This is a genomic window from Curtobacterium sp. BH-2-1-1, from assembly GCF_001806325.1.
Lineage (GTDB): Bacteria > Actinomycetota > Actinomycetes > Actinomycetales > Microbacteriaceae > Curtobacterium.
Genome location: NZ_CP017580.1, coordinates 2,429,507 through 2,452,002, shown reverse-complemented (window position 1 = coordinate 2,452,002; position 22,496 = coordinate 2,429,507). Strand labels below are relative to the sequence as shown.

General features: G+C 72.3%; 25 protein-coding genes. 15 read left to right on the top strand and 10 right to left on the bottom strand.

All coding sequences use genetic code 11. The features are described 5' to 3' along the window. Positions 1-65: 65 nt before the first annotated feature. From BJK06_RS11765 to BJK06_RS11755, 3 genes are read left to right on the top strand one after another with little or no spacing between them, the layout of a single operon-like run. Positions 66-521 (top strand): MarR family winged helix-turn-helix transcriptional regulator, encoded by a 456-nt coding sequence (locus tag BJK06_RS11765; protein ID WP_175473692.1) that lies wholly within the window; start codon positions 66-68, stop codon positions 519-521. A 21-nt stretch (positions 522-542) separates the two neighbouring features. Next, positions 543-965: an organic hydroperoxide resistance protein gene (locus tag BJK06_RS11760; RefSeq protein WP_070418051.1), complete on the top strand. Its 423-nt coding sequence runs from the start codon at positions 543-545 to the stop codon at positions 963-965. Positions 966-989: 24 nt separating this feature from the next. Beyond that, positions 990-1,964: a zinc-binding dehydrogenase gene (locus tag BJK06_RS11755; protein WP_070419411.1), complete on the top strand. Its 975-nt coding sequence runs from the start codon at positions 990-992 to the stop codon at positions 1,962-1,964. Between the two features lie 72 nt (positions 1,965-2,036). Here the strand turns inward: BJK06_RS11755 and BJK06_RS11750 are convergent, their stop codons facing one another. Further along, entirely contained in the window at positions 2,037-3,494 is a 1,458-nt protein-coding gene (locus BJK06_RS11750) for a sugar porter family MFS transporter (protein ID WP_070418050.1), read from the bottom strand. 129 nt (positions 3,495-3,623) lie between these two features. Further along, a complete protein-coding gene (locus BJK06_RS11745; RefSeq protein WP_070418049.1) occupies positions 3,624-4,151 on the bottom strand; it encodes a hypothetical protein in 528 nt (175 codons plus the stop codon). Between the two features lie 137 nt (positions 4,152-4,288). Here BJK06_RS11745 and BJK06_RS11740 point away from each other — a divergent pair, with 137 nt between their 5' ends. Continuing rightward, positions 4,289-4,846, top strand: a complete 558-nt coding sequence (locus BJK06_RS11740; RefSeq protein ID WP_070418048.1) for a DUF937 domain-containing protein — start codon at positions 4,289-4,291, stop codon at positions 4,844-4,846. 165 nt (positions 4,847-5,011) lie between these two features. On the opposite strand, the gene pgi is transcribed toward BJK06_RS11740, so the two are convergent. From pgi to BJK06_RS11715, 5 genes are all read right to left on the bottom strand, one after another. Continuing rightward, positions 5,012-6,721: a glucose-6-phosphate isomerase gene (gene pgi, locus BJK06_RS11735; protein ID WP_070418047.1), complete on the bottom strand. Its 1,710-nt coding sequence runs from the start codon at positions 6,719-6,721 to the stop codon at positions 5,012-5,014. Positions 6,722-6,866: 145 nt separating this feature from the next. Further along, positions 6,867-7,877: a nitronate monooxygenase gene (locus tag BJK06_RS11730; RefSeq protein ID WP_070418046.1), complete on the bottom strand. Its 1,011-nt coding sequence runs from the start codon at positions 7,875-7,877 to the stop codon at positions 6,867-6,869. 791 nt (positions 7,878-8,668) lie between these two features. Next, entirely contained in the window at positions 8,669-10,891 is a 2,223-nt protein-coding gene (locus BJK06_RS11725; protein WP_070418045.1) for a cation-translocating P-type ATPase, read from the bottom strand. Continuing rightward, positions 10,888-11,106 (bottom strand): heavy-metal-associated domain-containing protein, encoded by a 219-nt coding sequence (locus tag BJK06_RS11720; protein WP_070418044.1) that lies wholly within the window; start codon positions 11,104-11,106, stop codon positions 10,888-10,890. Before BJK06_RS11720 ends, BJK06_RS11725 begins: the two co-directional genes overlap by 4 nt. 11 nt (positions 11,107-11,117) lie before the next feature. Further along, complete coding sequence (locus BJK06_RS11715; RefSeq protein ID WP_156794843.1) at positions 11,118-11,423, bottom strand: metal-sensitive transcriptional regulator; 306 nt, start codon at positions 11,421-11,423, stop codon at positions 11,118-11,120. A gap of 66 nt (positions 11,424-11,489) precedes the next feature. Here BJK06_RS11715 and BJK06_RS11710 point away from each other — a divergent pair, with 66 nt between their 5' ends. The 11 genes from BJK06_RS11710 to BJK06_RS19085 all read left to right on the top strand — a co-directional run bounded on the left by BJK06_RS11710 (position 11,490) and on the right by BJK06_RS19085 (position 17,752). After that, positions 11,490-12,677 (top strand): AraC family transcriptional regulator, encoded by a 1,188-nt coding sequence (locus BJK06_RS11710; protein ID WP_070418043.1) that lies wholly within the window; start codon positions 11,490-11,492, stop codon positions 12,675-12,677. Between the two features lie 160 nt (positions 12,678-12,837). After that, on the top strand, positions 12,838-13,308 hold the full coding sequence (locus BJK06_RS11705) for an Asp23/Gls24 family envelope stress response protein (RefSeq protein WP_070418042.1): 471 nt from the start codon (positions 12,838-12,840) through the stop codon (positions 13,306-13,308). Then, the gene (locus BJK06_RS11700; protein ID WP_070418041.1) at positions 13,305-13,496 is read left to right on the top strand and encodes a DUF2273 domain-containing protein; all 192 of its coding nucleotides are present in this window, start codon (positions 13,305-13,307) and stop codon (positions 13,494-13,496) included. Before BJK06_RS11705 ends, BJK06_RS11700 begins: the two co-directional genes overlap by 4 nt. Next, complete coding sequence (locus BJK06_RS11695; protein ID WP_070418040.1) at positions 13,493-13,807, top strand: hypothetical protein; 315 nt, start codon at positions 13,493-13,495, stop codon at positions 13,805-13,807. Before BJK06_RS11700 ends, BJK06_RS11695 begins: the two co-directional genes overlap by 4 nt. A 9-nt stretch (positions 13,808-13,816) precedes the next feature. Further along, positions 13,817-14,392 carry a DUF6286 domain-containing protein gene (locus BJK06_RS11690; protein ID WP_070418039.1) on the top strand — a complete coding sequence of 192 codons (576 nt, stop codon included), beginning with the start codon at positions 13,817-13,819 and terminating at the stop codon, positions 14,390-14,392. Then, positions 14,389-14,952, top strand: a complete 564-nt coding sequence (locus tag BJK06_RS18635) for an ABC transporter permease (RefSeq protein ID WP_070418038.1) — start codon at positions 14,389-14,391, stop codon at positions 14,950-14,952. The genes BJK06_RS11690 and BJK06_RS18635 overlap by 4 nt, the downstream gene beginning before the upstream one ends. Before the next feature lie 87 nt (positions 14,953-15,039). Continuing rightward, positions 15,040-15,213, top strand: coding sequence for a CsbD family protein (locus tag BJK06_RS11680; protein ID WP_070418037.1), 174 nt, complete (start codon positions 15,040-15,042; stop codon positions 15,211-15,213). Between the two features lie 75 nt (positions 15,214-15,288). Next, positions 15,289-16,392, top strand: coding sequence for an Asp23/Gls24 family envelope stress response protein (locus BJK06_RS11675; protein ID WP_070418036.1), 1,104 nt, complete (start codon positions 15,289-15,291; stop codon positions 16,390-16,392). Further along, positions 16,389-16,805, top strand: a complete 417-nt coding sequence (locus tag BJK06_RS11670) for an MFS transporter permease (RefSeq protein WP_070418035.1) — start codon at positions 16,389-16,391, stop codon at positions 16,803-16,805. The genes BJK06_RS11675 and BJK06_RS11670 overlap by 4 nt, the downstream gene beginning before the upstream one ends. A 38-nt stretch (positions 16,806-16,843) precedes the next feature. Further along, complete coding sequence (locus BJK06_RS11665; protein WP_070418034.1) at positions 16,844-17,029, top strand: hypothetical protein; 186 nt, start codon at positions 16,844-16,846, stop codon at positions 17,027-17,029. Between the two features lie 75 nt (positions 17,030-17,104). Next, positions 17,105-17,752 (top strand): gamma-glutamylcyclotransferase family protein, encoded by a 648-nt coding sequence (locus BJK06_RS19085; protein ID WP_258027626.1) that lies wholly within the window; start codon positions 17,105-17,107, stop codon positions 17,750-17,752. Here the strand turns inward: BJK06_RS19085 and BJK06_RS11655 are convergent. From BJK06_RS11655 to BJK06_RS11645, 3 genes are read right to left on the bottom strand one after another with little or no spacing between them, the layout of a single operon-like run. Beyond that, entirely contained in the window at positions 17,728-18,714 is a 987-nt protein-coding gene (locus BJK06_RS11655; protein WP_070419409.1) for an NAD(P)-dependent oxidoreductase, read from the bottom strand. The genes BJK06_RS19085 and BJK06_RS11655 overlap by 25 nt on opposite strands. After that, positions 18,711-21,425: an alpha/beta fold hydrolase gene (locus tag BJK06_RS11650; RefSeq protein ID WP_070418033.1), complete on the bottom strand. Its 2,715-nt coding sequence runs from the start codon at positions 21,423-21,425 to the stop codon at positions 18,711-18,713. The genes BJK06_RS11655 and BJK06_RS11650 overlap by 4 nt, the downstream gene beginning before the upstream one ends. Continuing rightward, positions 21,422-22,495 carry a 3-oxoacyl-ACP synthase III gene (locus tag BJK06_RS11645; RefSeq protein WP_070419407.1) on the bottom strand — a complete coding sequence of 358 codons (1,074 nt, stop codon included), beginning with the start codon at positions 22,493-22,495 and terminating at the stop codon, positions 21,422-21,424. Before BJK06_RS11645 ends, BJK06_RS11650 begins: the two co-directional genes overlap by 4 nt. Position 22,496: the final 1 nt, after the last annotated feature.

Here is a 22,496-nt window from a genome sequence, read left to right as displayed (position 1 = left end):
ACAGATCGGCAACAGGTGTCCCCGATACGGTTGTGCACAACTGAGTTGCGTGCGATGCTTGTGACATGCCCGTGACCGACGAGATGGTGTGCTTCTCCCTCTACGCGGCGAGCCGTGCGACCACGCAGGCGTACCGGACCCTGCTGGAACCGTGGGGACTCACCTACCCGCAGTACCTCGTCCTCGTGACGCTGTGGATCGAGGGCGACCAGACCGTCTCCGGTCTCGGCGACCACCTGCAGCTCGACTCCGGCACCCTCTCACCGCTCCTGCGCCGCATGGAGCAGTCGGACCTCGTCCGTCGCGAACGTCGCAGCACCGACGAGCGGGTCGTCACGATCACCCTCGGCGACCGCGGCCGCTCGATCCGCGGCGAACTGGCCCACATCCCGTCGACGATCGCCGCCGGGATGGGCCTGCCCGACGAGCACGCCGCGACGGAACTCATCGCGACGCTGCACCGGCTGACCGAGACCATGCACGCCGCTGCGACGCCGAACCGCGCCGCCGCGGACCACTGACCCCACGAAGGAAGGAACACCATGGAAGCCCTCTACACCGCCGAGGCCCTCTCCACCGGCGCCGGCCGCGACGGCCGCGTCGCCACCAGCGACGGCTCGTTCGCGCTCGACCTCGCGATCCCGAAGGAGATGGGTGGCTCCGGCGCCGGCACCAACCCCGAGCAGCTCTTCGCCGCCGGGTACGCCGCGTGCTTCCACTCGGCACTGCAGGGTGTCGCCCGCAGCCAGAAGGTGAAGATCACCGACTCCTCCGTCGGCGGCCGCGTGCAGATCGGCCCGAACGGCGAGGGCGGCTACCAGCTGGCCGTGCTGCTCGAGGTCGTCCTGCCCGGGCTCGAGCACGACCAGGCACAGGCCCTCGCGGACGCCGCGCACCAGGTCTGCCCGTACTCGAACGCGACCCGCGGCAACATCGACGTCACCATCACCGTCTCGGAGGACTAGTCCATGAGCACCACCCCCACCACCATGCGCGCCGTCGTCCACGAGACCTTCGCCGAGCCGGCCGAGGTCCTCGGCGTGCAGGAGCGCCCGGTCCCCACCCCCGGCGCCGGCGAGGTCCTCGTCCGCACGGTCCTCTCCCCCATCCACAACCACGACCTCTGGACCGTCCGCGGCACGTACGGCTTCAAGCCCGACCTGCCAGCGGCCTCCGGCACCGAGGCGCTCGGCGTGGTCGAGGCCCTCGGCGAGGGCGTCACGAACCTGCAGGTCGGCCAGCGCGTCGCCGGCGGGGCGTTCGGCGTCTGGGCCGAGTACTACACCGCGAACGCCGCCGGGCTCGTCCCGGTGCCCGACGCGATGCCCGACGAGGCCGCGGCCCAGCTCGTCTCGATGCCGTTCAGCGCGATCAGCCTGCTGCACTCGCTCGACCTGCACGAGGGCGACTGGCTGATCCAGAACGCCGCGAACGGTGCGGTCGGCCGCATGGTCGCCCAGCTCGGCGCCGCGCGTGGCATCAACGTCATCGGGCTCGTGCGCCGCGCCGCCGGCGTCGAGGAGCTCCGCGAGCAGGGCATCGAGCGCATCGTCGCCACCGACGCGGACGACTGGAAGGACCAGGTCGCCGCGATCACCGGCGGCGCGCCGATCGTCGCGGGCGTCGAGTCCGTCGGCGGCAAGGCCGCCGGCGACATCGCGAGCGTGCTCGGCGAGAACGCCACCCTCGTCGTGTTCGGCGCGATGGCCTCCCCCACGCTCGAGATCCCGTCCGGCAAGGTCATCTTCGGCCAGCTCACGGTGAAGGGGTTCTGGGGCAGCGTCGTCAGCAAGACGATGCCTGCTGAGACGAAGGGGCAGCTCTTCGGCGAGCTCATCACCCGCGTGCTCGACGGTTCGCTGACGCTCCCCGTCGCGGAGACGTTCGCCTTCGAGGACGTCCGCGACGCGGTCCGTGCCTCGGACACCGCCGGCCGCGTCGGCAAGGTGCTCCTGCGCCCGTAGACGCGACAGCACAACGGACTGGAGGCGCGGTGCCAGCTGGCACCGCGCCTCCAGTCCGTTGTGGTGGTCTGTCTACCGCCGTGCCTGCTTCGCGGGGACCGTGAAGATGTTGCCGGTGGTGACGCCCTCCTCCACCTCTTCGAGGGTGCGACCGCGGCTCTCCGGGACGAACTTCCAGATGAAGAGCAGGGCGAGCACGCCGACGATCGCGAAACCGAAGAAGGTCCCGGTGATGCCGGTCGCGGCGACGATGGTCGGGAAGTACAGCCCGAGGAACGCGTTCGCGATCCAGAGGCAGAACACCGCGATGCCCATGCCGAGCGCACGGATCTGCGTCGGGAAGATCTCGGACAGGATCACCCACGTGGCGATGTTGAGGAACGTCTGCATCGAACCCACGAACGCGACGACGAGGAACAGGATGACCCACGGGCGGGCCGGGTTGCCCTCGACGAGCGTCATCGACGCGATGCCGATGAGGAAGTGGCAGACCGTCGTCAGCGAGTAGCCCAGGATGAGCGTCGTGCGCCGGTTGATCTTCTCCATGTTGTAGATCGCGATCACGCCACCGATGACGGCGATGATCCCGGGGGCGATGTTCGCGATGAGTGCCGCCGACTGCTGGAAGCCGGACTCGATGAGCACGGTCTGGCCGTAGTACATGATCGAGTTGATGCCGGTGAGCTGCTGGGCGACACCGATGCCGGCGCCGATGAGCACGATGCGGATCAGCCACTTGTTGCCGAGCAGGGTGCGCCAGCCGCTCTGCTGCTGGACCTTCGACTCGAACTCGTTCGAGCGCTTGATGTCCTCGAGCTCGGCCTCGGCACGTTCCTTCGAGCGGATCTGGCCGAGGACCTCGAGCGCCTCGTCGTTGCGGCCCTTCGACGCGAGCCAGCGCGGTGATTCGGGGACGCGCAGCATGCCGACGAACAGCGCGATCGCGGGCAGCGCGCAGACGGCGAGCATGACGCGCCAGACGCCGTTGCCCTCACCCCAGAGGTTGCCGATGATCGCGTTCACGACGAAGGCGGCCAGCTGCCCGATCACGATCATGAGCTCGTTGCGGCCGGAGAGCGACCCGCGGATCTCGTACGGGGCGAGTTCGGCGAGGAACACCGGGACGACCGTGGACGCACCGCCGACCGCCAGACCGAGCAGGACACGACCGACGACCATCACGCCGAACACCGGCGCGAAGACGCAGATCAGGGTGCCGACGAAGAACGTGACCGCGAGCAGGATGATCGTCTTGCGGCGACCCCAGCCGTCCGCGATCCGACCGCCGAGCATGGCGCCGATCGCGGCACCGAAGAGGAGCGAGCTCGTGACGACGCCCTCGGTGAGGTTCGTCAGGCCGAGCTCCTGCTTCATCGGCAGGAGCGCGCCGTTGATCACGCCGGTGTCGTAGCCGAAGAGCAGGCCGCCGAACGTGGCGACGAGCGCGAGGACGCCGAGGCGGCGGACGTGCGGACCCTGTCCGACCGGCGGGAGCGGGACGCTCGGGGCTGTCGGTTTGATGTCGACCATGCGGGTGACTCCTTCGTCAGTGATCAGGCTGCATCGCTTGGAAGGATCGTAACCCGAATCCATGTCCTGTCAATCGGTCATGAAGACAACATGACGATTGGATCGCTCCACGAAAGTCCTGGTCAGCGATCATTCGTCGTCGTCGGCCGGCTCGTCCAGCACGTCCCCCAACGACGCCATGTCCGCACCGTGGTCCGTGTAGCGCCGGACCGTCCGTCGCGCCGCGGCGCTCGCGGCACCCGAGAGTCGTGGGTTCTTCCGTGCGGCGTCGGCGACGCGTCCGGCGTGCCCCGCGGTCGACAGCAGGATGTTCGCCAGTGCCCGCGCGTCACCCGGTTCCGGCACGCCCGTGACCGTCCACGCCGTGCGGACCTGTTCGTCGGGCGTGACCCCGCGCCGCGTGCCCATCCGGTGCCAGTCCGAGAGCGAGCCCTCGGTCCGGGAGGCGGCACGGTCGGCCTCTCCCGCCCGCCGACGGTCGGCGTCACGCGCGGCGTCGTCCGCGGCTTCGCTCCGCTCGATCCGGTCGACGAGCCCGTCCGCCCGCTTCCGGACGAGTTCGGCCCGTTCGCGGGCGGCGGCGTCGTCACCGCCGGCTTCGGCGATGCGGGCGGCGTGCGCGGCAGCCGCCGCGGCGAGGATCTCCGAACGCTCCATGCTCCGACGGTAACCCGTGCGGCCGACAGCGCCGCACACGAACCGCGCGCACGGGTTCCGGATAGCCTCCAGCCAGCAGCGGCACCTCGTGCGCTCCCGCACGGTCAGCCGACGACCACGAACGGAAGTGGACGACCATGGCAGGACTCGACGACCTCCTCGGGGCGATCCCGATCGGCGACATCGCGAAGAAGCTCGGCATCGACGAGGCGACCGCGAGGAACGCCGTGAGCCAGGCGGTCCCGGCGCTCGTCGGTGGGCTGCAGAAGAACGTGGAGAACGGTGGCGCGGCCTCGCTCGACAAGGCCCTCGACAAGCACGCCGCGAAGCCGGACCCCAGCACGATCGACGACGTCGACGAGGAGGACGGCAACAAGATCGTCGCCAACGTCTTCGGCGGCAAGCAGCAGGACGTGGCGGCGGCGCTCGGCAGCACCGGCGGCGGCGTGGACCTCGGCGGGATCATCGGCAAGGTGCTCCCGCTCGTCGCGCCGATCGTGCTGAGCAAGCTCGGGAACCAGAAGGCGACGACGCAGTCGGGCGGTGGCGGGTTCGACATCGGCGGGCTGCTCGGGGGCTTCCTCGGCGGCGGCTCCGGTGCGGCCGGCGGGGCGGGCGGCGGCAAGGGCGGCGGCCTCGACGTCGGCGGCATCCTCGGCAGCCTGGGCGGCCTGCTCGGCGGCGGCAAGAAGTAGCGCGGCCGGCCGGCCGGACTTTCGTGCCCACCGACACTTCACGGTCCCGGCGGCGCGTGGACTGTCGGTGAGCGCGAAACGGCCGCCGGCCGCAGGGCGACCAGCAGACGGACGGGAGGCGCGGTGCCAGCCGGCACCGCGCCTCCCGTCAGTCAGGTGCGTGCGTTACTCGCCGCGCAGTTCCAGGTACTTGGCGATGAGCGCCTTCGTCGAGGAGTCCTGCGCGTCCAGCGCAGCCTGGTCGCCGTCGACCGCCGGGGCGATCTGCAGCGCCAGCTGCTTGCCGAGCTCGACGCCCCACTGGTCGAACGAGTCGATGCCCCAGATGGTGCCTTCGGTGAACACGATGTGCTCGTACAGCGCGATGAGCTGGCCGAGGACGCTCGGGGTGAGCTCCGGCGCGAGGATCGACGTCGACGGCTTGTTGCCCGTGAACGTGCGGGCGGAGACGATGGCCTCGTCCGTGGTGCCCTCGGCGCGGACCTCGTCCGCGGTCTTGCCGAACGCGAGCGCCTTCGTCTGCGCGAAGAAGTTCGCGAGGAACAGCGCGTGCACGTCCTGCCCGGGCTGTACGGCCCCGCCGTCGCCGGTCTCGTCCTTGAGCGGACGAGCGGGCTTCGCGACCGTGATGAAGTCCGTCGGGATGAGTCGCGTGCCCTGGTGGATGAGCTGGTAGAACGCGTGCTGGCCGTTCGTGCCCGGCTCGCCCCAGAAGACCTCGCCGGTCTCGGTGGTGACGGGCGAGCCGTCCCAGCGGACGCGCTTGCCGTTCGACTCCATGGTGAGCTGCTGCAGGTACGCGGCGAAGCGGTGCAGGTACTGCGTGTACGGCAGGACCGCGTGGCTCTGCGCGCCGAGGAAGTTCGAGTACCAGACGTTGAGCAGGCCCATCAGGACGGGGACGTTCTGCTCGAGCGGCGTCGTGCGGACGTGCTCGTCGATGGCGTGGAAGCCCGCGAGGAACTGCTCCCAGTTCTCCGGGCCGATGGCGATGACGACGCTCGTGCCGATGGCGGAGTCGACCGAGTAGCGGCCGCCCACCCAGTCCCAGAAGCCGAAGGCGTTCTCCGGGTCGATGCCGAACGCGGCGACCTTGTCGAGCGCGGTCGAGACGGCCACGAAGTGCTTCGCGACGGCGTTCGACTTCTCGTCGTCGGAGGCGTCGGTGAGGCCGAGCCGCTCCCAGAGCCACTGCCGCGCGAGGCGGGCGTTCGTCAGGGTCTCGAGCGTGCCGAAGGTCTTCGACGCGACGATGAAGAGCGTGGTCTCGGGGTCGAGGTCGGCGGTCTTCTCGTAGATGTCCGCGGGGTCGATGTTCGAGACGAAGCGCGCCTCGAGCCCGGGCTGCACGTACGGCTTCAGGGCTTCGTAGACCATGACCGGGCCGAGGTCCGAGCCACCGATGCCGATGTTCACGACGGTCTCGATGCGCTTGCCGGTGACACCGGTCCAAGACCCGTCGCGGACCTTCGTGGCGAAGGCGTAGACCTTGTCGAGCGTGGCGTGCACGTCGGCGTCGACGTCCTGGCCGTCGACGACGAGCGCCGGCGAGGCACCCTTCGGGCGGCGGAGGGCGGTGTGCAGGACGGCGCGGTCCTCGGTGGCGTTGATGTGCTCACCGGCGAGCATCGCCTGGAAGCGCTCGGCGACGCCGGTGTCCTTCGCGACCTGCAGCAGGTCCTGGAGGATCTCGTCGGTGACGAGGCCCTTCGACAGGTCCACGGTCAGGTCGGCGGCCTGGAACGTGTAGCGCTCGGCACGACCGGGGTCGGTGTCGAACCACCCTCGCAGGTCCGGGGTGAAGCCGTCGGCGATGCCGGCGAGCTTCTTCCAGCCGTCGGTCGATGTGGGGTCGACGGGAGCGGATTCGGTCACTTGGGTCCTCCTGGGATCACCTTCAAGACGTACAAGCCCGCGGGTCACCGCAGCGCTGCGTCGCGGACCGTCTTCGAGCGTAGCGCCGTCCGACGGGTGGCGCGCACCGCCGGACGGGAGGCACGGGGTGCGTTCGCTGCGCGCGTCACCGAACCAGCGTGGCGAGTGCGTCCGCGACGGCGCCTGTCGGTGCGGCGCGCCAGGCGCGTCCCGCCCACAGGTGGAGCCGCTCGGGGGCGCGGGCATCCGCGGCCGCACCGCGGATCGGCTTGGTGAGGTGGTGCAGGGCCGGGTAGCCGAGGGGCGCGTCGGTGTGGGCGCGGACGAAGTCGTTCACGAGGGCCCGCGCCGGTCGGCCCGTGAACGCCCGCGTGAGCGCGGTCTCCCGGAACGCGGGATCGCCGAGCGCGTTCCGGTGGGTGTAGCTCGTGCCGGCCTCGTCGGTCCGGAGGACGAAGGTGCCGACGGCGGTGGCGCTGGCACCGGCGGCGAGCGCAGCGGTGACGTCACCCGACGTGCCGATCCCACCGGCAGTCACGACGGGCAACGAGGTGGCCGCCACCACGGCGCGCACGAGGTCGGGCAGGGGCCGGTCGTGGAGCACCCGTGCAGGGTCGAGCACCGCCGAGTGCCCGCCGGCGGCGACGCCCTGCACGACGAGAGCGTCGACGCCGTGGTCCTCGGCCGCCCGCGCCTCGTCGGGGTCCGTCACCGACTGCACCGTGACCGTGCCCCGCCGCCGGAACGCCTGCACGGTCGCGGCGTCGGGCAGCCCGAACGTGAACGAGACCACGGGCACGGGGTCTCGGAGCAGCAGGGCGACCTTGTCCTCCCACGCGTCGTCGTCCTCGCGCTTCGGGACCGGGACGGCGCCGGGCTCGTGCGCGAGGAGTCGCCGGTAGCGGTCATACTCGGCGTCACTGATCGGTACCGGGTTCGGCACGAAGAGGTTCACACCGAACGCCGTGGTCCCGGATGCGCGGACCGACGCGACCTCGGCGGCGAGGGACTCCGGCGTCCGGTACCCGGCTGCGAGCTGGGCGAACGAGCCCGCCCGTGCCGCGGCCGTGACGAGCGCCGGGGTGCTCGGTCCCCCGGCCATGGGCGCGATGTGCACGGGCCCGGCGGCTCCGAGGACTCCTGGTAGCTGCACCATGCCCCCATCCTGCCCGAACCGCATCGGCGAAATACCGGCGAAGTCGTCCACCCGGTCCAGCCGTGCAATCGTGGCCGGATGCCGGGGAGTGACATGGAGCTGCACGCCTGGATCGATGAGAGTGCCCGCGTCGCGAACGCCGAACCCCCCGCGTACTTCCTCGGCGGCGTCGTCGCCGCTCCTGGAGCGAGCGAAGCACACCGTGACGCCCTGCGGCCACTCCAGAACACACGCCGGAAGTTGCACTGGCGGGACATCGACGGACCACACCGGCGGCGCGTGATCTCCGTCATCAGGGGGTTCGACGTCCAGCACGTGGTGGTGGTCGGGACGCCGATGGACCCGAAGCGACAGGAACGAGCCCGCGCGCTGTGTCTCGAGCGGCTGGCGTGGGAGCTCTGCGAACGGCACCACGTGATCCACACGACGCTGGAGGCACGCACACCCTCGTTGATGCAACGTGACCGCCGCACCATCGATGCGCTGCGCGGTCGTGGCGGCCTGCCGAGGGGCATGCGCGTCGACCACGGCAATCCACTCGACGAGCCCATGCTGTGGATCGCCGACCAGATCGTCGGCGCGGTGGGCGACGCGCACACCGGGGACGACCGATGGCTGCAGGCACTCGCGAACGCGGTCGAACTCATCCGCATCGAGCTCCGAACAGCGCGAAAGCCGGGTCCCGTCAAAGGGCGGGGATCCCGGCTTCTACTTCCACATCCCCCAGCGGGGGCGGGCAGGTTCATGGTAGACCGAGCCGCGGGCCCCGCGCGGGACCCGCGGCGCGGTGGTCAGGGCAGCGGGGTGAAGCGGCGCAGGCGCAGGCTGTTCGTCACGACGAAGACCGACGAGAACGCCATCGCGGCACCCGCGAGCACCGGGTTGAGCAGCCCCGCCATCGCGAGCGGGATCGCCGCCACGTTGTACGCGAACGCCCAGAACAGGTTCCCCTTGATCGTGCGCAGGGTGGCCCGGGACAGCCGGATCGCCTCGGCCACGACCGTCAGGCGGCCGCTGACCACCGTGATGTCGCTCGCTGCGATCGCCGCGTCCGTGCCGGCCCCCATCGCGATGCCGAGGTCGGCAGCGGCCAGGGCTGCGGCGTCGTTCACGCCGTCGCCGACCATCGCCACGCTGCGCCCCTCGGCCTGCAGGCGACGGACGGTCTCGAGCTTCGACGTCGGGGTGGCGCGGGCGTGCACCTCGTCGATGCCGACCGCGGTGGCGACGGCTCGGGCAGCGCCCTCGTTGTCGCCGGTGAGCAGTACCGGGTGCAGGCCGAGCACCACGAAGCGCCGGACGGCGTCGGCAGCCTCGGGCTTGACCGTGTCCGCGACGACGACCACGCCGAGCGCGCGGCCGTCCGTCGCGACGACGACCGCCGTGCCGCCGTCCGCCTCGGCGTCCCGGGCCGTCTGCGCCACGGCGTCGGGCACCGTGATCGCCCACGACGCCTCGAGCCAGGCGACGGTCCCGACGAGGACGACCTCGCCGTCGACGACCGCCTGGACGCCGGCGCCGGGCGTCGCGGTGAACTGCGTCGCACCGGCGACGTCGAGTCCGCGGGCCCGTGCGGCCGTGACGATCGCGCGCGCGACCGGGTGCTCGGAGCCGTCCTCGACCGCGGCGGCGAGACGGAGGACCGCCGCGTCGTCGGTGTCCGGCGTGCCGGTGACCGAGCGGAGGGCCATCGACCCCGTGGTGACGGTGCCGGTCTTGTCGAGGACGATCGTGTCGACGCCACGGGTCTGTTCGAGGACCTGCGGACCGCCGATGAGGATCCCGAGCTGCGATCCCCGGCCGGTCCCGACGAGCAACGCGGTCGGGGTCGCGAGTCCGAGCGCGCAGGGGCAGGCGATGATGAGCGTGGCCACCGCCGCGGTGAAGGCCGCCGTCAGAGAGCCGCCGAGGACGAGCCACCCGACGAAGGCCAGCACCGCGAGCCCGATGACGATCGGGACGAAGACGCCGGACACCCGGTCGGCGAGGCGCTGGACCTCAGCCTTCCCGGTCTGCGCGTCCTCGATGAGACGGCCCATGCGGGCGAGTTCGGTGTCGGCTCCGACCCGGGTGATCGTGACGACGAGCCGCCCGCCGACGTTGATCGTGGCGCCGGTGACGTCGTCGCCCGGGCGGACCTCGACCGGCACGGACTCGCCGGTGAGCATGCTGAGGTCGACGGCCGACGAGCCCTCGCGCACGGTGCCGTCGCTCGGGATCCGCTCCCCCGGCCGCACGACGACCACGTCGCCGACGACGAGCGAGGCGGCGGGCACGCGGGACTCGGATCCCCCGCGGAGCACCGTCGCGTCCTTCGCCCCGAGTTCGAGCAGTGCACGGAGCGCGGCCCCGGACTGCTGCTTCGCGCGGGCCTCCATGTACCGCCCGGCGAGGATGAACACGGTCACGGCGGACGCGACCTCGAGGTACAGGTCGCTCGCCTCGGAGTCGGTGGCGAACCACGAGAAGGTCATGTGCATGCCGGGCATCCCGGCGTCACCGAGGAACAGCGCGTACAGCGACCACCCGAACGCCGCGAGGACGCCGACGCTCACGAGGGTGTCCATCGTCGCGGCACCGTGCCGGGCGTTCACCCACGCAGCACGGTGGAAGGGCAGGGCGCCCCACACGGCCACGGGAGCGGCGAGTGCGAGGGCCAGCCACTGCCAGTTCGGGAACTGCAGCACGGGCACCATCGACAGGACGACCACGGGGACGGCGAGGACGGCCGAGACGACCAGGCGCTGCCGGAGCGCCGCGGACGCATCGTCCTCGCGCGGAGCGGAGGAGCCGTCCGGTGCGGGCGGGGCGGGCACGGACGCCCCGTACCCCGCCGACTCCACGGCCGCGATGAGCGCGCCGGTGTCCGAGCTGCCGGAGACCGTGGCCTTCTCGGTCGCGTAGTTCACGGTCGCCGTGACACCGGGGAGCTTGCCGAGCTTCCGTTCGATGCGGTTCGCGCACGAGGCGCACGTCATCCCCGTGATGTCGAGTTCGACCGCGCCGTCCGTCACGACCGCACGACCTCGTAGCCGGCCTCGGTGACCGCGGCGCGGAGCGCGTCGGACGGCACCGGGGCGTCGGACGTCACCGTGACCTCGGACGCACCGCCGGGGACGAGTCGCACCCGGACGTCGGACACGCCGTCGAGCTCGGTGAGCTCCTCGGTGACGCTCATCACGCAGTGGTCGCAGGTCATTCCCTCGACGAGCAGCAGTTCGGTGTTCATGGTGGTTCCCTTCAGGAGCGGACGAGTCGGGCGATGGCCTCGCTGGCTTCGCGGACCTTGGCGTCGGCGGCCTCGCCGCCCTCGGCGACGGCCTCGGCGACGCAGTGCTTGAGGTGGTCCTCGAGCAGCGACAGGGCGACACGCTCGAGCGCCCGGTTCGCTGCGGAGATCTGGGTGAGGACGTCGATGCAGTACGTCTCGTCCTCGACCATGCGGGCGATGCCGCGGACCTGGCCCTCGGCTCGGTGGAGTCGCTTGAGCAGGTCGTCCTTGTCGCCGATGTAGCCGACGTGTTCGTGCATGCTGGCCTCCGTCATGGTCAATACGGTACCCCCCTAGGGTATTCCCTGACGCCGAACGCGCAACCATGGCAGGATGCGCCCATGACCGAGGCGGCGACGAACGGCTTCCGCAGGCTGCGGTTCGCGGACGCCGACGGCTCGGACTACTCCGACATCTTCGAGGCCGAGTACCACGGCTCGGACTTCGCCTCCGACACGTTCGCGACCGAGGACGCCCGCTACGAGTACACGGTCGTGGGCGACGACGACCTGACGCTCCGCACGATGCGCGCCGAGGGCGGGAAGCGCGGTGGCGTCATCGGCCCGCGGGACGACCACGTCGTGTTCTGGCTCACCAGGGGCCAGCTCGAGATGCACTTCGCGGACCGCTCACGCGTGGTGGAGCCCGGGAGCCCGTACATCGCCTCGGCGTCCGAGGCCTACCGCTTCGAGTCCACGGGCACGGTCTACAACGGCGTGCACATCGCCGACCGGTTCCTCCGCACGGTCGGGCGGGACCTCGGCTTCGCCCTCCCCGACGGGCCGCTCCTGTTCGAGCAGCAGGACGAGGCCGTCGCGCGCCAGGAACCCCTCCGCCACCTCGTCCGCGAGATCGGCCCGATGCTCGTCGACGACCGCGTGCTCGGACCGATGCGGACGGCCCTCAACCGGCGGCTCGCCGTCGTCGTCCTCGACACCTTCCCGATCCGGAACCGCGGATCGGACGTCCCGGTGGCGAACCGTCTGCGGGACGCGGTGCGGTTCATCGAGGAGCACGCCGCCGAACGCCCCTCGGTCCCCGAGATCGCCGCCGCGTGCGGGCTCAGCCAGCGGGGGCTGCAGGACGTCTTCGCGCGGACGCTCGACTCGACCCCGCACCGGTTCCTCCGCGACCACCGGCTCGACCGCGTCCGACGCGAGCTCCTGCACTCGGACGGCGACGAGAGCGTCACCGAGATCGCCCGACGCTGGGGCTTCACGAACCACGGCCGCCTCGCCGGCGCGTACCGCGACCGGTACGGCGAGGACCCGGCCACGACGCTCCGCTCGTCGCGCGCCGCCAAGCCGGGCCGCGCCTCCTGGCGGCTCCGCCGGGCCGTCGAGTTCATCGAGTCGCACCCCGACGAACCGGTGACGCTGCAGGCGATCGCCGACGCGGCGGGCGTGCGTCCGCGCCGGCTCCAGCAGCTCTTCCTGGAGGAACGGGGCGAGTCCCCGATGGCGGCCGTGCGGTCGATCCGTGGTGCTGCAGGACGCAACCAGACGGACGGAATCAGCGCAGTCCGCTGAACGTCCCACCAGCCGGGGTACGGAAACACAGGCATCCGGCGGTGTCTCTGAAAAGTTCCTGAATCCGATCACCTCCGTGTGACGAACGTCTGGTGGGCCCCGTCTCATCCGTGAACAGCAACCGCTGGGAACGCCCGGCGGGTCAACGGAAGGAACGAACATGGCTGACACCACGACCACCACGACTGCTTCGGCTGCGACGGCTTCGGGGGTCGCTCGGAACACGGGCACCCACACCGGCGGCGTCACCGGCAAGACCACGATCGACGACACCGTCGTGTCGAAGGTCGCCGGGATCGCTGCGCGTGAGGTGAACGGGGTGCACTCCCTCGGCAACGGTGCCGCGCGTGCGATCGGTGCGATCCGTGACGCGATCGGGCAGCGTGACTTCGGGCAGGGCGTCAAGGTCGAGGTCGGCGAGAAGCAGGTCGCCGCGGACATCGTGATCGTCGCGGAGTACCCCGTCGCCCTGCAGCAGGTCGCTGACGGTGTCCGCGCCGGTGTCGCTCGTGCGCTGGAGCAGATCGTGGGCATGGAGGTCGCCGAGGTGAACGTGACCGTGCAGGACGTGTTCATCCCGGGTGACGACGACGACAAGGACGACGAGAAGAAGGAAGCGCGAGTCGCATGAGCAACACACTGATCGGAGCCCTCATCGGGGCGATCCTCGCCGTCGTGGCGTTGCAGTTCGGGTTCTGGGGCTTCGTGCTCGTGGTCGTGTTCGGCGCCGTCGGGGCTCTCGTGGCCGCCCTCGTCACCGGCCGCATCGACCGGGGTGCCCTCGCCGACGTGCTGACCGGACGCCGGAGCTCCCGGTGAACGCCGGCCCGGACGTCCCGGGCCGCGTCGAGATCACCGCTCGCGCACTGACCTCGCTGGCGCGGGCCGTCGCAGCCGAACGGCTCGGCGCCCCCGCCAAGCGGGTGCGCGTCGGTCTCGGCGACACCGCCGGCGCGCTCGCGCTCGACATCACCGGCCCCATCGCCGCGGGCGACGACATCGTCACCCGCACCGCCCGGGTCGCGGACGAGGTCAAGGGCCGGGTCGGGGAACTCACCGGCCGCCGCGTCGGTAGTGCCCACATCGAACTCACCGGGATCGTGCGCGAGCACCAGTCCCGGATCGCTTAGGAGGCCATCATGAGCAACGGTTCCGTCGAACGACGCATCCGTCGCCGGAGCGTGCACCGCTCCCGCTCGACCGCCGTGGCGGTGTCGCTCGTGGTGCTCGCCCTGGTCGCTGCGTGGATCGGCACCGAAGCGGTCCTCGCCGCCATCGGCCGGCCCCCGCTGCTCGCCGACCCGCAGACCGTCGTCGACGCCGCGCTCCGCCCGGACGCCGCGTTCGTCACGATCGCGGAGGTCATCGCCGTGGTCCTGCTGGTCCTCGGTGTGGTCCTGATCGTCCTGGCCCTGAAGCCCGGCCGGCAGCACCGCTCCGTCATCGACCACGACCGTGGTGCCGTCGTCATCGACACCCGCATCCTCGCCTCCACCGCCGCGAACGCCGCCGGGATGGCCGCCGGGGTCCCGGAGGGCAACGCCTCCGCGACCGCCCGCGGACGCTCCACCACGGTCCGTGTGGTGCCCGTCAGCGGGATCCCCGTCGACGACACCGTCATCCGCGACGCCGTCCGGGACCGCCTGTCCGGGCTCGACGAACGCTTCGGCCGACGCGTCAGCGTCACGGTCGAGGAGAAGGGAACCCTCGCATGACCAAGAGCAACCGGACCCTGAACCGGATCATCCTGTTCATCCTCGGCCTCGTCGCGGTCATCGTCGGCATCACCATCGGCGCGGGCGTCCTGCCCGCCGTCCGCGACGCGATCTCCGGCACCATCCAGCTGCCCCGGAACCTGACCGTGCCGGCGTCGTCGCTGTGGATCATCGTCGCGGCCTGCGCCGTGGTGATCGTGCTGGCGTTGGTGTGGGTGTTCACCCGTGGTGGGGGCGGCACGTCCGTCGCCGTCCGGGAACGCTCCGGCGACGACCAGGTCACCGTCAACGTCGCTCTCGTCCGCGACGTCGTCGACCACGAACTCGACGGCGTCCGCGACGTCATCAGCGCCCGCGTCGACACGTACCTCGTCCGACGGCAACGCGCCGCACGCATCCGCGTCGCGGTCCGCCGTGGTGGTGACGCCGTCACCGTCCTCACCGCCGTCGACCACGCCATCACCGTCCTGGACCGCACCCTCGGCCGGCAGATCCCCGTCCTCGTCCACCTCACCGGCGGCACCCGCTCCACCCTCGCCAAACCCACCCGCGTCCACTGACAGCCGTCAGCCGGACGTGACCCGGGCCTCCCGGCCCACCAGACCACCACCCATCGGGCACGCGCCCGACCGAAGAAAGGACCCGTCATGGGACTCGACGACAAGATCAAGAACGCTGCTCAGGACCTCGCCGGCAAGGCGAAGGAAGCGGTCGGCAAGGCCACGAACGACGACTCGAAGGTCGCCGAGGGCCAGAAGGACCAGGCCGCCGCGAGCGTCAAGCAGACCGGCGAGGACGTCAAGGACGTCTTCAAGAAGTAGGACGCACGAACCGTGTCGGGGCACTCGCCTGTCGAGTGCCCCGACGCGTTCCGGCGGACCGAACGAGGAGGAACCATGCAGCACGACCCGAATTCGCACACACAGGTCACCGAGGTGGCCCTGCCCGCGGAGCTCACGCAGCCGCTCCCAGACGACGCGAGCACCGTGGCGATCGTGGCCCGGACCGCGGCGGAGACCGCACTGGGCGTCCCCGGCGTGCACCACCTCGGCGGGATCGCCGCCCGCGCCGCCGACCAGTTCCGGCAGCAGCTCGGCCGCAGCGCCGGCACCGCTGGGGTGCAGGTCGACGACGAGGACGGCGCGCTGGGCGTGCGGGTCTCCGTCGTCGTCAGCTACCCGCACCCGGTGATCGCCGTCGCGGACGAGGTCCGCAAGCAGGTGACCGCGGCCACGCGCCAGGTCTCCGACGTCCCGACGTCCGTCGACGTCCGCGTGCTGGACGTGCACGGCCCGTTCGACGACGAGCAGTCGCCGCTCGGCCGGGCGGCAGAGGCCACCGGCGATGCGGTCAAGCAGGCCGCCACCGCCACCGCCACCGCCACCAAGCGAGCCACCGACGCCACCGGTGAGGCGCTCAAGGAGGCCGCGACGGCCACCGCGGACGCCACGAAGCGCGCCGCGTCCGCCACGGCCGACGTGACGAAGCGCACCGCCGAGGCGACGGCCGACGTCGCTCGACAGGCCGCCGACGCCACCCGCGACGCCGCGGAGGCCACCGTCGAGCAGGCCGGCAAGGCGGCCGATGCCACGGCCGACGCCACCCGCCGTGCGGCCGACGTGACCGCCGACGCCACGAAGCGCGCCGTCGACAGCGCAGCCGAGACCACCGGCAACGTCCGGGACGCGGCAGCGGAGGCGCTCGTCCGGTCCTCCGAGTTGGCAGCGGACGCCGCCGACTCGGCGAAGGACGCCGCGGCCGGCGCACGTGACGCCGTCGTCGACACCGTGACCGAACCTGCTGCCACCGAGTCCGCGGCGCCCGCGGATCGTGCAGCTGCGGCTGCCGAGGCAGCGGAGGACGCTGCCGACGCCGCGGAGGACGCAGCCGCAGCAGCGGCCGAGTCGGCCGACGCAGCCGCACAGGCGGCCGTTGACGACGCACCGGCAGGGTCGGACACCGACGCGCAGGCCGGTCGGCACCGCCAGGACCGCTCGTGACCACCGCGTGGTCGGGCAACCGCCGGACGAAGGTCCGGCGGCCCCGCCCCCGCGGCGTCTGGATCGCGAGCGGCATCGGCGTCGTTCTGGTCCTCGGGACGTTGCTCGGTGCGTTCCTCCCCCTCGTCGGGTTCCTCGGCGGGGTCACCGCCACCACCGCCGGACTCGTCCCGTTCCCGTTCGTCCGGGTGACGATCGTGGCGCTGCTCGGAGCCGTCGTGGTCCTCGGGTTGCTGCTCCTGGCGTTCACCCGACGGCACACCACCACGGCGACGATCGCCGTCGTGCTCGCCGTCCTGGTCAGCATCGCCGTGACCGCGGTCCCGGTCGTCCTGGTGGCCGTCGGTTCGGCCGACCGCGCCGGCGACGTGTGGCCCATCGTCACGGAGCTCTGGAACCGCTTCACCGGCTGAGGTCCTCGGCCGCCCGCACCACCATCGAAGGAGTCCCCATGCGCAACCGCATCATCCTCATCGGCGCGATCGTCTTCATCGGGTTCTGGTTCGGCGCGCGCGCCACCCGCCCCGTGAACAAGAAGTCGAAGACCCAGACCGCGCGCGAGCTGTGGAACGACCCGCGTTCGCGGAAGGCACGCAAGAAGCTCGGCAAGAAGATCGCCAAGGCGACCAAGCACTGACACCACCGGAGGCGCGGTGCACGTGACCCGATCTGGGTCACGTGCACCGCGCCTCCCGTCCGCTACGGTCGCTCCGTGCGTCGTCTCTCCCCTGCCCAGCGGTGGGTCATCGGTCTCGGCGCGTTCGCGCTGCTCTGCATCGTCGTCGGTCTCGTCGGCCTGGTCGTCGGGCTCTCGAACCGGTACGGATGTCTCGGCGCGGACGAGACCTGGCCGGAGTACCGCTGCACCGGCGACGACTCGGGCATCATCTGGGGCAGTGTGCTCGGCGTCGTCGGACTGCTCCACCTCGGCCTGACCGGGCTCGCGGGAGCGATCGTGTGGACGTCCGCGCCGTCGATCGCTCCCCGACGTCCACGTCGCCCGGCGCCGAACGTCGGTGTGAACCTCGTCTTCTCGTACGGCACCCTCCGGCAGCCCGAGGTGCAGGAGACCCTGTTCGGCGGGCCGGTGCCGACCACGGAGGACTCGCTCCCCGGCTGGCGGCTCGACTGGGTGACGATCACCGACCCCCGCGTGATCCGGACGAGCGGCTCGGACCGGCACCCGATCCTGCGCCGGGGCACCCCGGAGGACCGTGTCGAGGGCGCGTCCCTCACGCTCGGCCACGAGTGGCAGATGCGGGCCGTCGACGACCACGAGGTCGCCGACCACCAACGCGTCGAGGTGACCCTCGGGTCGGGCGCGACGGCCTGGGTCTACGTCGCCGCCGACGAAGCCTGAGCGGCAGCGAGCCGGCCGAGCCCCTCGTCGATCGACACCGCGGGCGTCCACTGCAGGTCACGACGGGTGCGCCGCTGGTCGAACCAGTGCGCCGTCGACAGCTGCTCGGCGAGGAACCGGGTCATCGGCGGCTCGTCCTCGCCCGGACGCACACGCCAGACCGCCTCGACGAGTGACCCTGCGAACCGGGCCACCCCGGCCGGCACGTGCACCCGCGGCGCCGGGACCCCGGACGCAGTGCAGATCCCGGCGAGCAGGTCCCCGACGGGCCGGGGCTCCCCGTTCGTCACGACGTACGCGGTGCCGTGCACCCCGTCGTCGGCGGCGTGGTCGAGCGCGGCGACCATCGCGGACGCGGCGTTGTCGACGTAGAGCGTGTCGATGAGCGCGGCGCCGGAGTCGAGCAGCGGCAGGCGCCCCGTGCGGGCACGGTCGACGATCCGGCCGACGAGCTGCGTGTCACCGGGCCCCCACACGAGGTGCGGGCGGACGGCGACGACGGCGAACCCGGGGGCGTCCGCGGCGAGTGCGAGCAGCTCGGCCGCGGCCTTCGTCCGGGCGTAGTCGCCGCGGGCCCGCGCGGGCTCGGCGGGTCCGGCGTCCGCGCCGACGAGGGACGACCCGGTGTGCGCGACCGAGGGCGAGGAGACGAACACGAACCGCTCGACCCCGGCGCCACGTGCAGCGTCGAGGAGCGTCCGGGTGCCGTCGACGTTCACGCGGACGAAGTCGTCCGGGTCGCCGGCGAGCGAGACCTTGGCGGCGAGGTGGACGACCGCCTCGATGCCGTCGACGGCCCGGGCCACGGCTGCGGGGTCGGTCATGCTGCCGAGCACGTCCGACACTCCCTCGACCCCGGAGGGCCGTCGCTGGAACGTCCGGACCTCGTGCCCCGCACCACGCACGGCCGCGGCGGTCGCCTGCCCGAGGAACCCGCTCGCACCGGTGACGAGGACCCTCACGGCCGGACCATCCGTCCACCGGACAGCACCGAGGCCGCCCACCGGGACAGCCGTGCACGGTCGACCTTCGAGTTGTGCCGGATGTCGGTCGGGAGCTCGGGCACCGTCAGCACCGCGGCGACGGGGATCCCCGCGGCAGCCCGGACGGCCCGGGCGAGGTCGGGTTCGGCGAGCGTCGGCCGAAGGGTGCGGCGCCCACCGGTCGTCTCCACGACGGCGACGGCCTGCTGCGTGCCGCGGGGCCCGATGCCGGCGAGCCCGGCACGACCGACACCGGGGACGCGCTCGATCCGCTGCTCGGGACCGACGGGCGTGACGACCCCGTCCGCCGTGGTGAGCACGTGCTGCAGGCGTCCCTCGACCCAGAGCCGACCGGCATCGTCGAGGTGGCCGACGTCGCCCGTGCGGTGCCCGCGCGGGTCCGCCACACCGAGCCGCGACACCCGGTTCTGGCGCCAGAGCCGGTCGTACCGCTCGCGGACGTGCGGCGCCGCGACGACGATCTCGCCCGTGACGCCCGGGTCCTCGGTGAGCGCTCCGGACGGCTCGCCGGAGTCGTCGAGCGGGGCGATCCGCACGCGGACGCCGGTGGCGGGTCGGCCCACGCAGATGCCGTCCTCGTCCGGGGCGTCGGCGGCTGCGGCGCGCACGCCGTCGAGGTCGACGTCGGTCATCAGCAGCCCCTCGGTCATCCCGTAGGGCGTGTGGGCGCTCGCGTTCGGCATGAGCTCGGTGGCCGCGGTCAGCAGCTCGGCCGACACCGGTGCACCGGCCGACAGGAACAGCCGCACGCGACCGAGCGCCGCACGGTCCGCTGCCGTGAGTGCACCGGCGGTCGCCACGACGTTCGCGACGGCCGCGGGTGACAGGAACACGACGGTGGCGTCCGCCGCGGTGACCGAGTCGGCGACCGCCCGAGCGGTCAGGGTCCGGGGCGCGGTGACGTCCATGTCGGGTGCGACCGACCGGGCGCCGAGCGCGGGACCGAGGAGCGCGAACGGGGCGAACCCGGCGACGAGGCCGGTGCCGACGCCGATGTCGTACTGCGCCGCGAGGGTGTCGCGGACCGCGCCGAGCTGCCCGTGCGTGTACACGACGCCCTTGGCCGGCCCCGTCGACCCGGACGTGAAGAGGACCGCGGCCGGCGCCTCGGACGACGGCGCACCGGGCAGCGCGGTGCCCCGTGCGAGGCGCTGCGCTCCGCGTCGTGCGACCTCGACGAGCGTGTGCTCGACCCGGAGCGCCCGACGAGCAGGCGCCGGCAACGACACCGTCGCGATGCGTCGACCGGGCCAGCCGAGCGCGCGGGCGGCCCCGAGGCCGGGCAGCGCGCCGATGATCCAGTCGGGACGGGCACCGCGCACCGCACGGGTCAGGCCGCGCAGGCCGAGCCCGGCATCGGCCACGACGACGACCGCCCCGATGCGCACGCTGGCGTACAGGACGGCGGTCAGGTCCGCGCCGGGGGTGACGAGGAGCGAGACACGGTCACCGGCGCGGACGCCGAGGTCGACCAGTCCGGCCGCGATCTCGTCGACCCGACGGGCGAGCAACCGCCACGAGATGGTCCGGGGACCGCCGGCGGCGGCCATCTCGACGAGCGCGGCCTCGTCGCTGTCGCGCAGCTCGTCGAGTGCGGCCCAGAGCGGGCGGCGCACGTCGGCGTCGTCATGGGTGCGGGCCAGGAGGGACGGCTCGGCCCCCACGGGCACGCGACCGTCCGGCAGGTGGTCACCGAGCCACTCGACGACCGTCCCGGCGACGTCGGCGTCGTCCGGCAGCAGGTGCCCGGCGCCCTCGAAGCGGTGGACGTCCGCGTGCGGCAGCCGCTCCGCGAGGTCGTCGAGGTAGCGCTCCAGGAACACCGGGTCGCGCGGCCCCCACATCACGAGGGCGGGGACCTCGAGCGCGGCGACGCCGGCAGCGATCCGGTCGAGCTCGGGTGCGCTCGGGTGCGTCGCGTCGACGGGGATGTCGGCCACGAACCCGCCGACGCCCCCGCGACGGGCCGCCCCGCGGTAGGGCGCGCGGTACGCATCGGCGGTGGCACGGTCGAGCCGCGGGTGGGCGATCGCGAGCGTCGTCTCGAGGAACGCCGGCGTCAGCACCGTGGCACGGCCGAGGATCTCCGGACGGAGCGCGAGCCGCAGCGGTGCGGGGATCGGGGCGTCGTCGGGCTGGTGCACCGCGGTGTTGCACGTCGTGACGGCCACCACGAGGTCCGGGTGGTCGACCGCCCAGCCGAGGGAGACGACACCGCCCCAGTCGTGCCCGAGGGTGACCACCGGGCCGGACAGCCCGAGTTCGTCGGTCAGCGCGCCGAGGTCCCGCACGCGGTCCGCGAGCCCGTGCTGCACGCCGGTGCGCTCCGAGAAGCCCATGTCGAGCTGGTCGACCGCGACGACCCGCCACGCCGGACCACCGGCGGCGGCGACGTCGAGCGAGGTGCGGAGCACCGACCGCCACAGGTACGACCAGGTCGGGTTGCCGTGCACGCACAGCAGCGTGCCGACGGGTTCCACACCGAGCGCGGCCAGGGCGCCGGCCGTGTCGAGGAGGTGCCACGACCGCTCGGGGCGAGCCGTGCCTCCTGGATCCGCAGCGGCGGGGACCGTGACGATGCGCGACCAGGCGGGGTCGAGTCCGGGCAGGGGCGGCGGGGGCGTCGCCGGAGCCGTGGCAGCGGCGACGCGCGGGAGGCCGGACCTCACCAGCGCAGTTCCATCATCGCCGTGTTGATGCCGGAGCCGACACCGCCGAGGAACACCCGGTCGCCGGGGCGGATGGCACCGCGGGCGACCTCGTCCGCGAGGGTGATCGGGATCGACGCCGGACCGACGTTGCCGAAGCGCTCGTACGTCGTCGGGACCTTGTCGCGCGGGACGCCGATGGCCTCGACGAAGGCGTTCGTGTGCACGTCGGAGACCTGGTGGAGCACGTAGCGGTCCATGTCGGCCCAGTCGAAGTGGGAGCGTGCCTCGTTCCAGGCGGCGACGACGAGTTCCATGCCGCCCTTGAGGAGCATCTTCGCGTCGGTGAACATGCCGTCGACGCTGCCGACGCAGAGGTCGTACCACTGCGTCGCCGCGCGGGTGACGCCGCCGACGATCCGGTGGCCGCCCGGGTGCATGTCCGCCGGGCCGAGCACGGCCGCGGCGGCGCCGGACCCGAGCGTCAGGCTGGCGAACTCGCTCATGAAGTCCTTGCGGTTGCGGCCGCCCTGGTTCAGGCGCTCGATGGTGTTGAGCTGCACCTGGTCGGCGTCCTCGCCGTCCACCACGAGCGCGTACTTGATCTGGCCGGAGTCGATCATGCCCGCGGCGACGCTCATCGCGTTGACGAACCCGAGGCAGGCGTTCGCGATGTCGAAGTTGATCGCGGACGACGGCAGGCCGAGCCCGTGGTGCAGGCGCACGGCGACCGACGGCTCGAGGTGCGGGCGCGTCACCGACGTGTTGATGAGCAGGCCGACGTCCTCGGGGCGGATGCCCGCCTCGGCCATGGCGCGGCGTCCGGCGTCGATGGCGGCGTCCTGGAAGGACTGGCCCTCGCCCCAGTTCCGGCGTTCCTTGACCCCGGCCACGCGCTCGAGGAGCCCCATCGGCAGGCGCAGGCGTCGCAGCACCCCTCGGAGCTTCTCCTCGATGTCGGCCGAGGTGGTCACGCGTTCCGCCACGGTCGTCGCGACGGAGAGCAGCGCGACGTTGTCGTGCTTGGCCGTGGCGTTGCCGGGCCGCTCCGTTTCGGTGCTCGTCGCCTGGTCGACCGGCCGTTCCGTCATG

What these genes read in the sequence shown, in the direction of transcription:
- BJK06_RS11700 (WP_070418041.1), top strand. Translation starts at nt 13,305, where the DNA reads ATGAGCAACACACTGATCGGAGCCCTCATCGGGGCGATCCTCGCCGTC.
- BJK06_RS11645 (WP_070419407.1), bottom strand. Translation starts at nt 22,495, where the DNA reads ATGACGGAACGGCCGGTCGACCAGGCGACGAGCACCGAAACGGAGCGG.
- BJK06_RS18635 (WP_070418038.1), top strand. Translation starts at nt 14,389, where the DNA reads ATGACCAAGAGCAACCGGACCCTGAACCGGATCATCCTGTTCATCCTC.
- BJK06_RS11765 (WP_175473692.1), top strand. Translation starts at nt 66, where the DNA reads ATGCCCGTGACCGACGAGATGGTGTGCTTCTCCCTCTACGCGGCGAGC.
- BJK06_RS11750 (WP_070418050.1), bottom strand. Translation starts at nt 3,494, where the DNA reads ATGGTCGACATCAAACCGACAGCCCCGAGCGTCCCGCTCCCGCCGGTC.
- BJK06_RS11755 (WP_070419411.1), top strand. Translation starts at nt 990, where the DNA reads ATGCGCGCCGTCGTCCACGAGACCTTCGCCGAGCCGGCCGAGGTCCTC.
- BJK06_RS11715 (WP_156794843.1), bottom strand. Translation starts at nt 11,423, where the DNA reads ATGACGGAGGCCAGCATGCACGAACACGTCGGCTACATCGGCGACAAG.
- BJK06_RS11675 (WP_070418036.1), top strand. Translation starts at nt 15,289, where the DNA reads ATGCAGCACGACCCGAATTCGCACACACAGGTCACCGAGGTGGCCCTG.
- BJK06_RS11740 (WP_070418048.1), top strand. Translation starts at nt 4,289, where the DNA reads ATGGCAGGACTCGACGACCTCCTCGGGGCGATCCCGATCGGCGACATC.
- BJK06_RS11760 (WP_070418051.1), top strand. Translation starts at nt 543, where the DNA reads ATGGAAGCCCTCTACACCGCCGAGGCCCTCTCCACCGGCGCCGGCCGC.
- BJK06_RS11680 (WP_070418037.1), top strand. Translation starts at nt 15,040, where the DNA reads ATGGGACTCGACGACAAGATCAAGAACGCTGCTCAGGACCTCGCCGGC.
- BJK06_RS11720 (WP_070418044.1), bottom strand. Translation starts at nt 11,106, where the DNA reads ATGAACACCGAACTGCTGCTCGTCGAGGGAATGACCTGCGACCACTGC.
- BJK06_RS11745 (WP_070418049.1), bottom strand. Translation starts at nt 4,151, where the DNA reads ATGGAGCGTTCGGAGATCCTCGCCGCGGCGGCTGCCGCGCACGCCGCC.
- BJK06_RS11665 (WP_070418034.1), top strand. Translation starts at nt 16,844, where the DNA reads ATGCGCAACCGCATCATCCTCATCGGCGCGATCGTCTTCATCGGGTTC.
- BJK06_RS11690 (WP_070418039.1), top strand. Translation starts at nt 13,817, where the DNA reads ATGAGCAACGGTTCCGTCGAACGACGCATCCGTCGCCGGAGCGTGCAC.
- BJK06_RS11710 (WP_070418043.1), top strand. Translation starts at nt 11,490, where the DNA reads ATGACCGAGGCGGCGACGAACGGCTTCCGCAGGCTGCGGTTCGCGGAC.
- BJK06_RS11730 (WP_070418046.1), bottom strand. Translation starts at nt 7,877, where the DNA reads ATGGTGCAGCTACCAGGAGTCCTCGGAGCCGCCGGGCCCGTGCACATC.
- BJK06_RS11705 (WP_070418042.1), top strand. Translation starts at nt 12,838, where the DNA reads ATGGCTGACACCACGACCACCACGACTGCTTCGGCTGCGACGGCTTCG.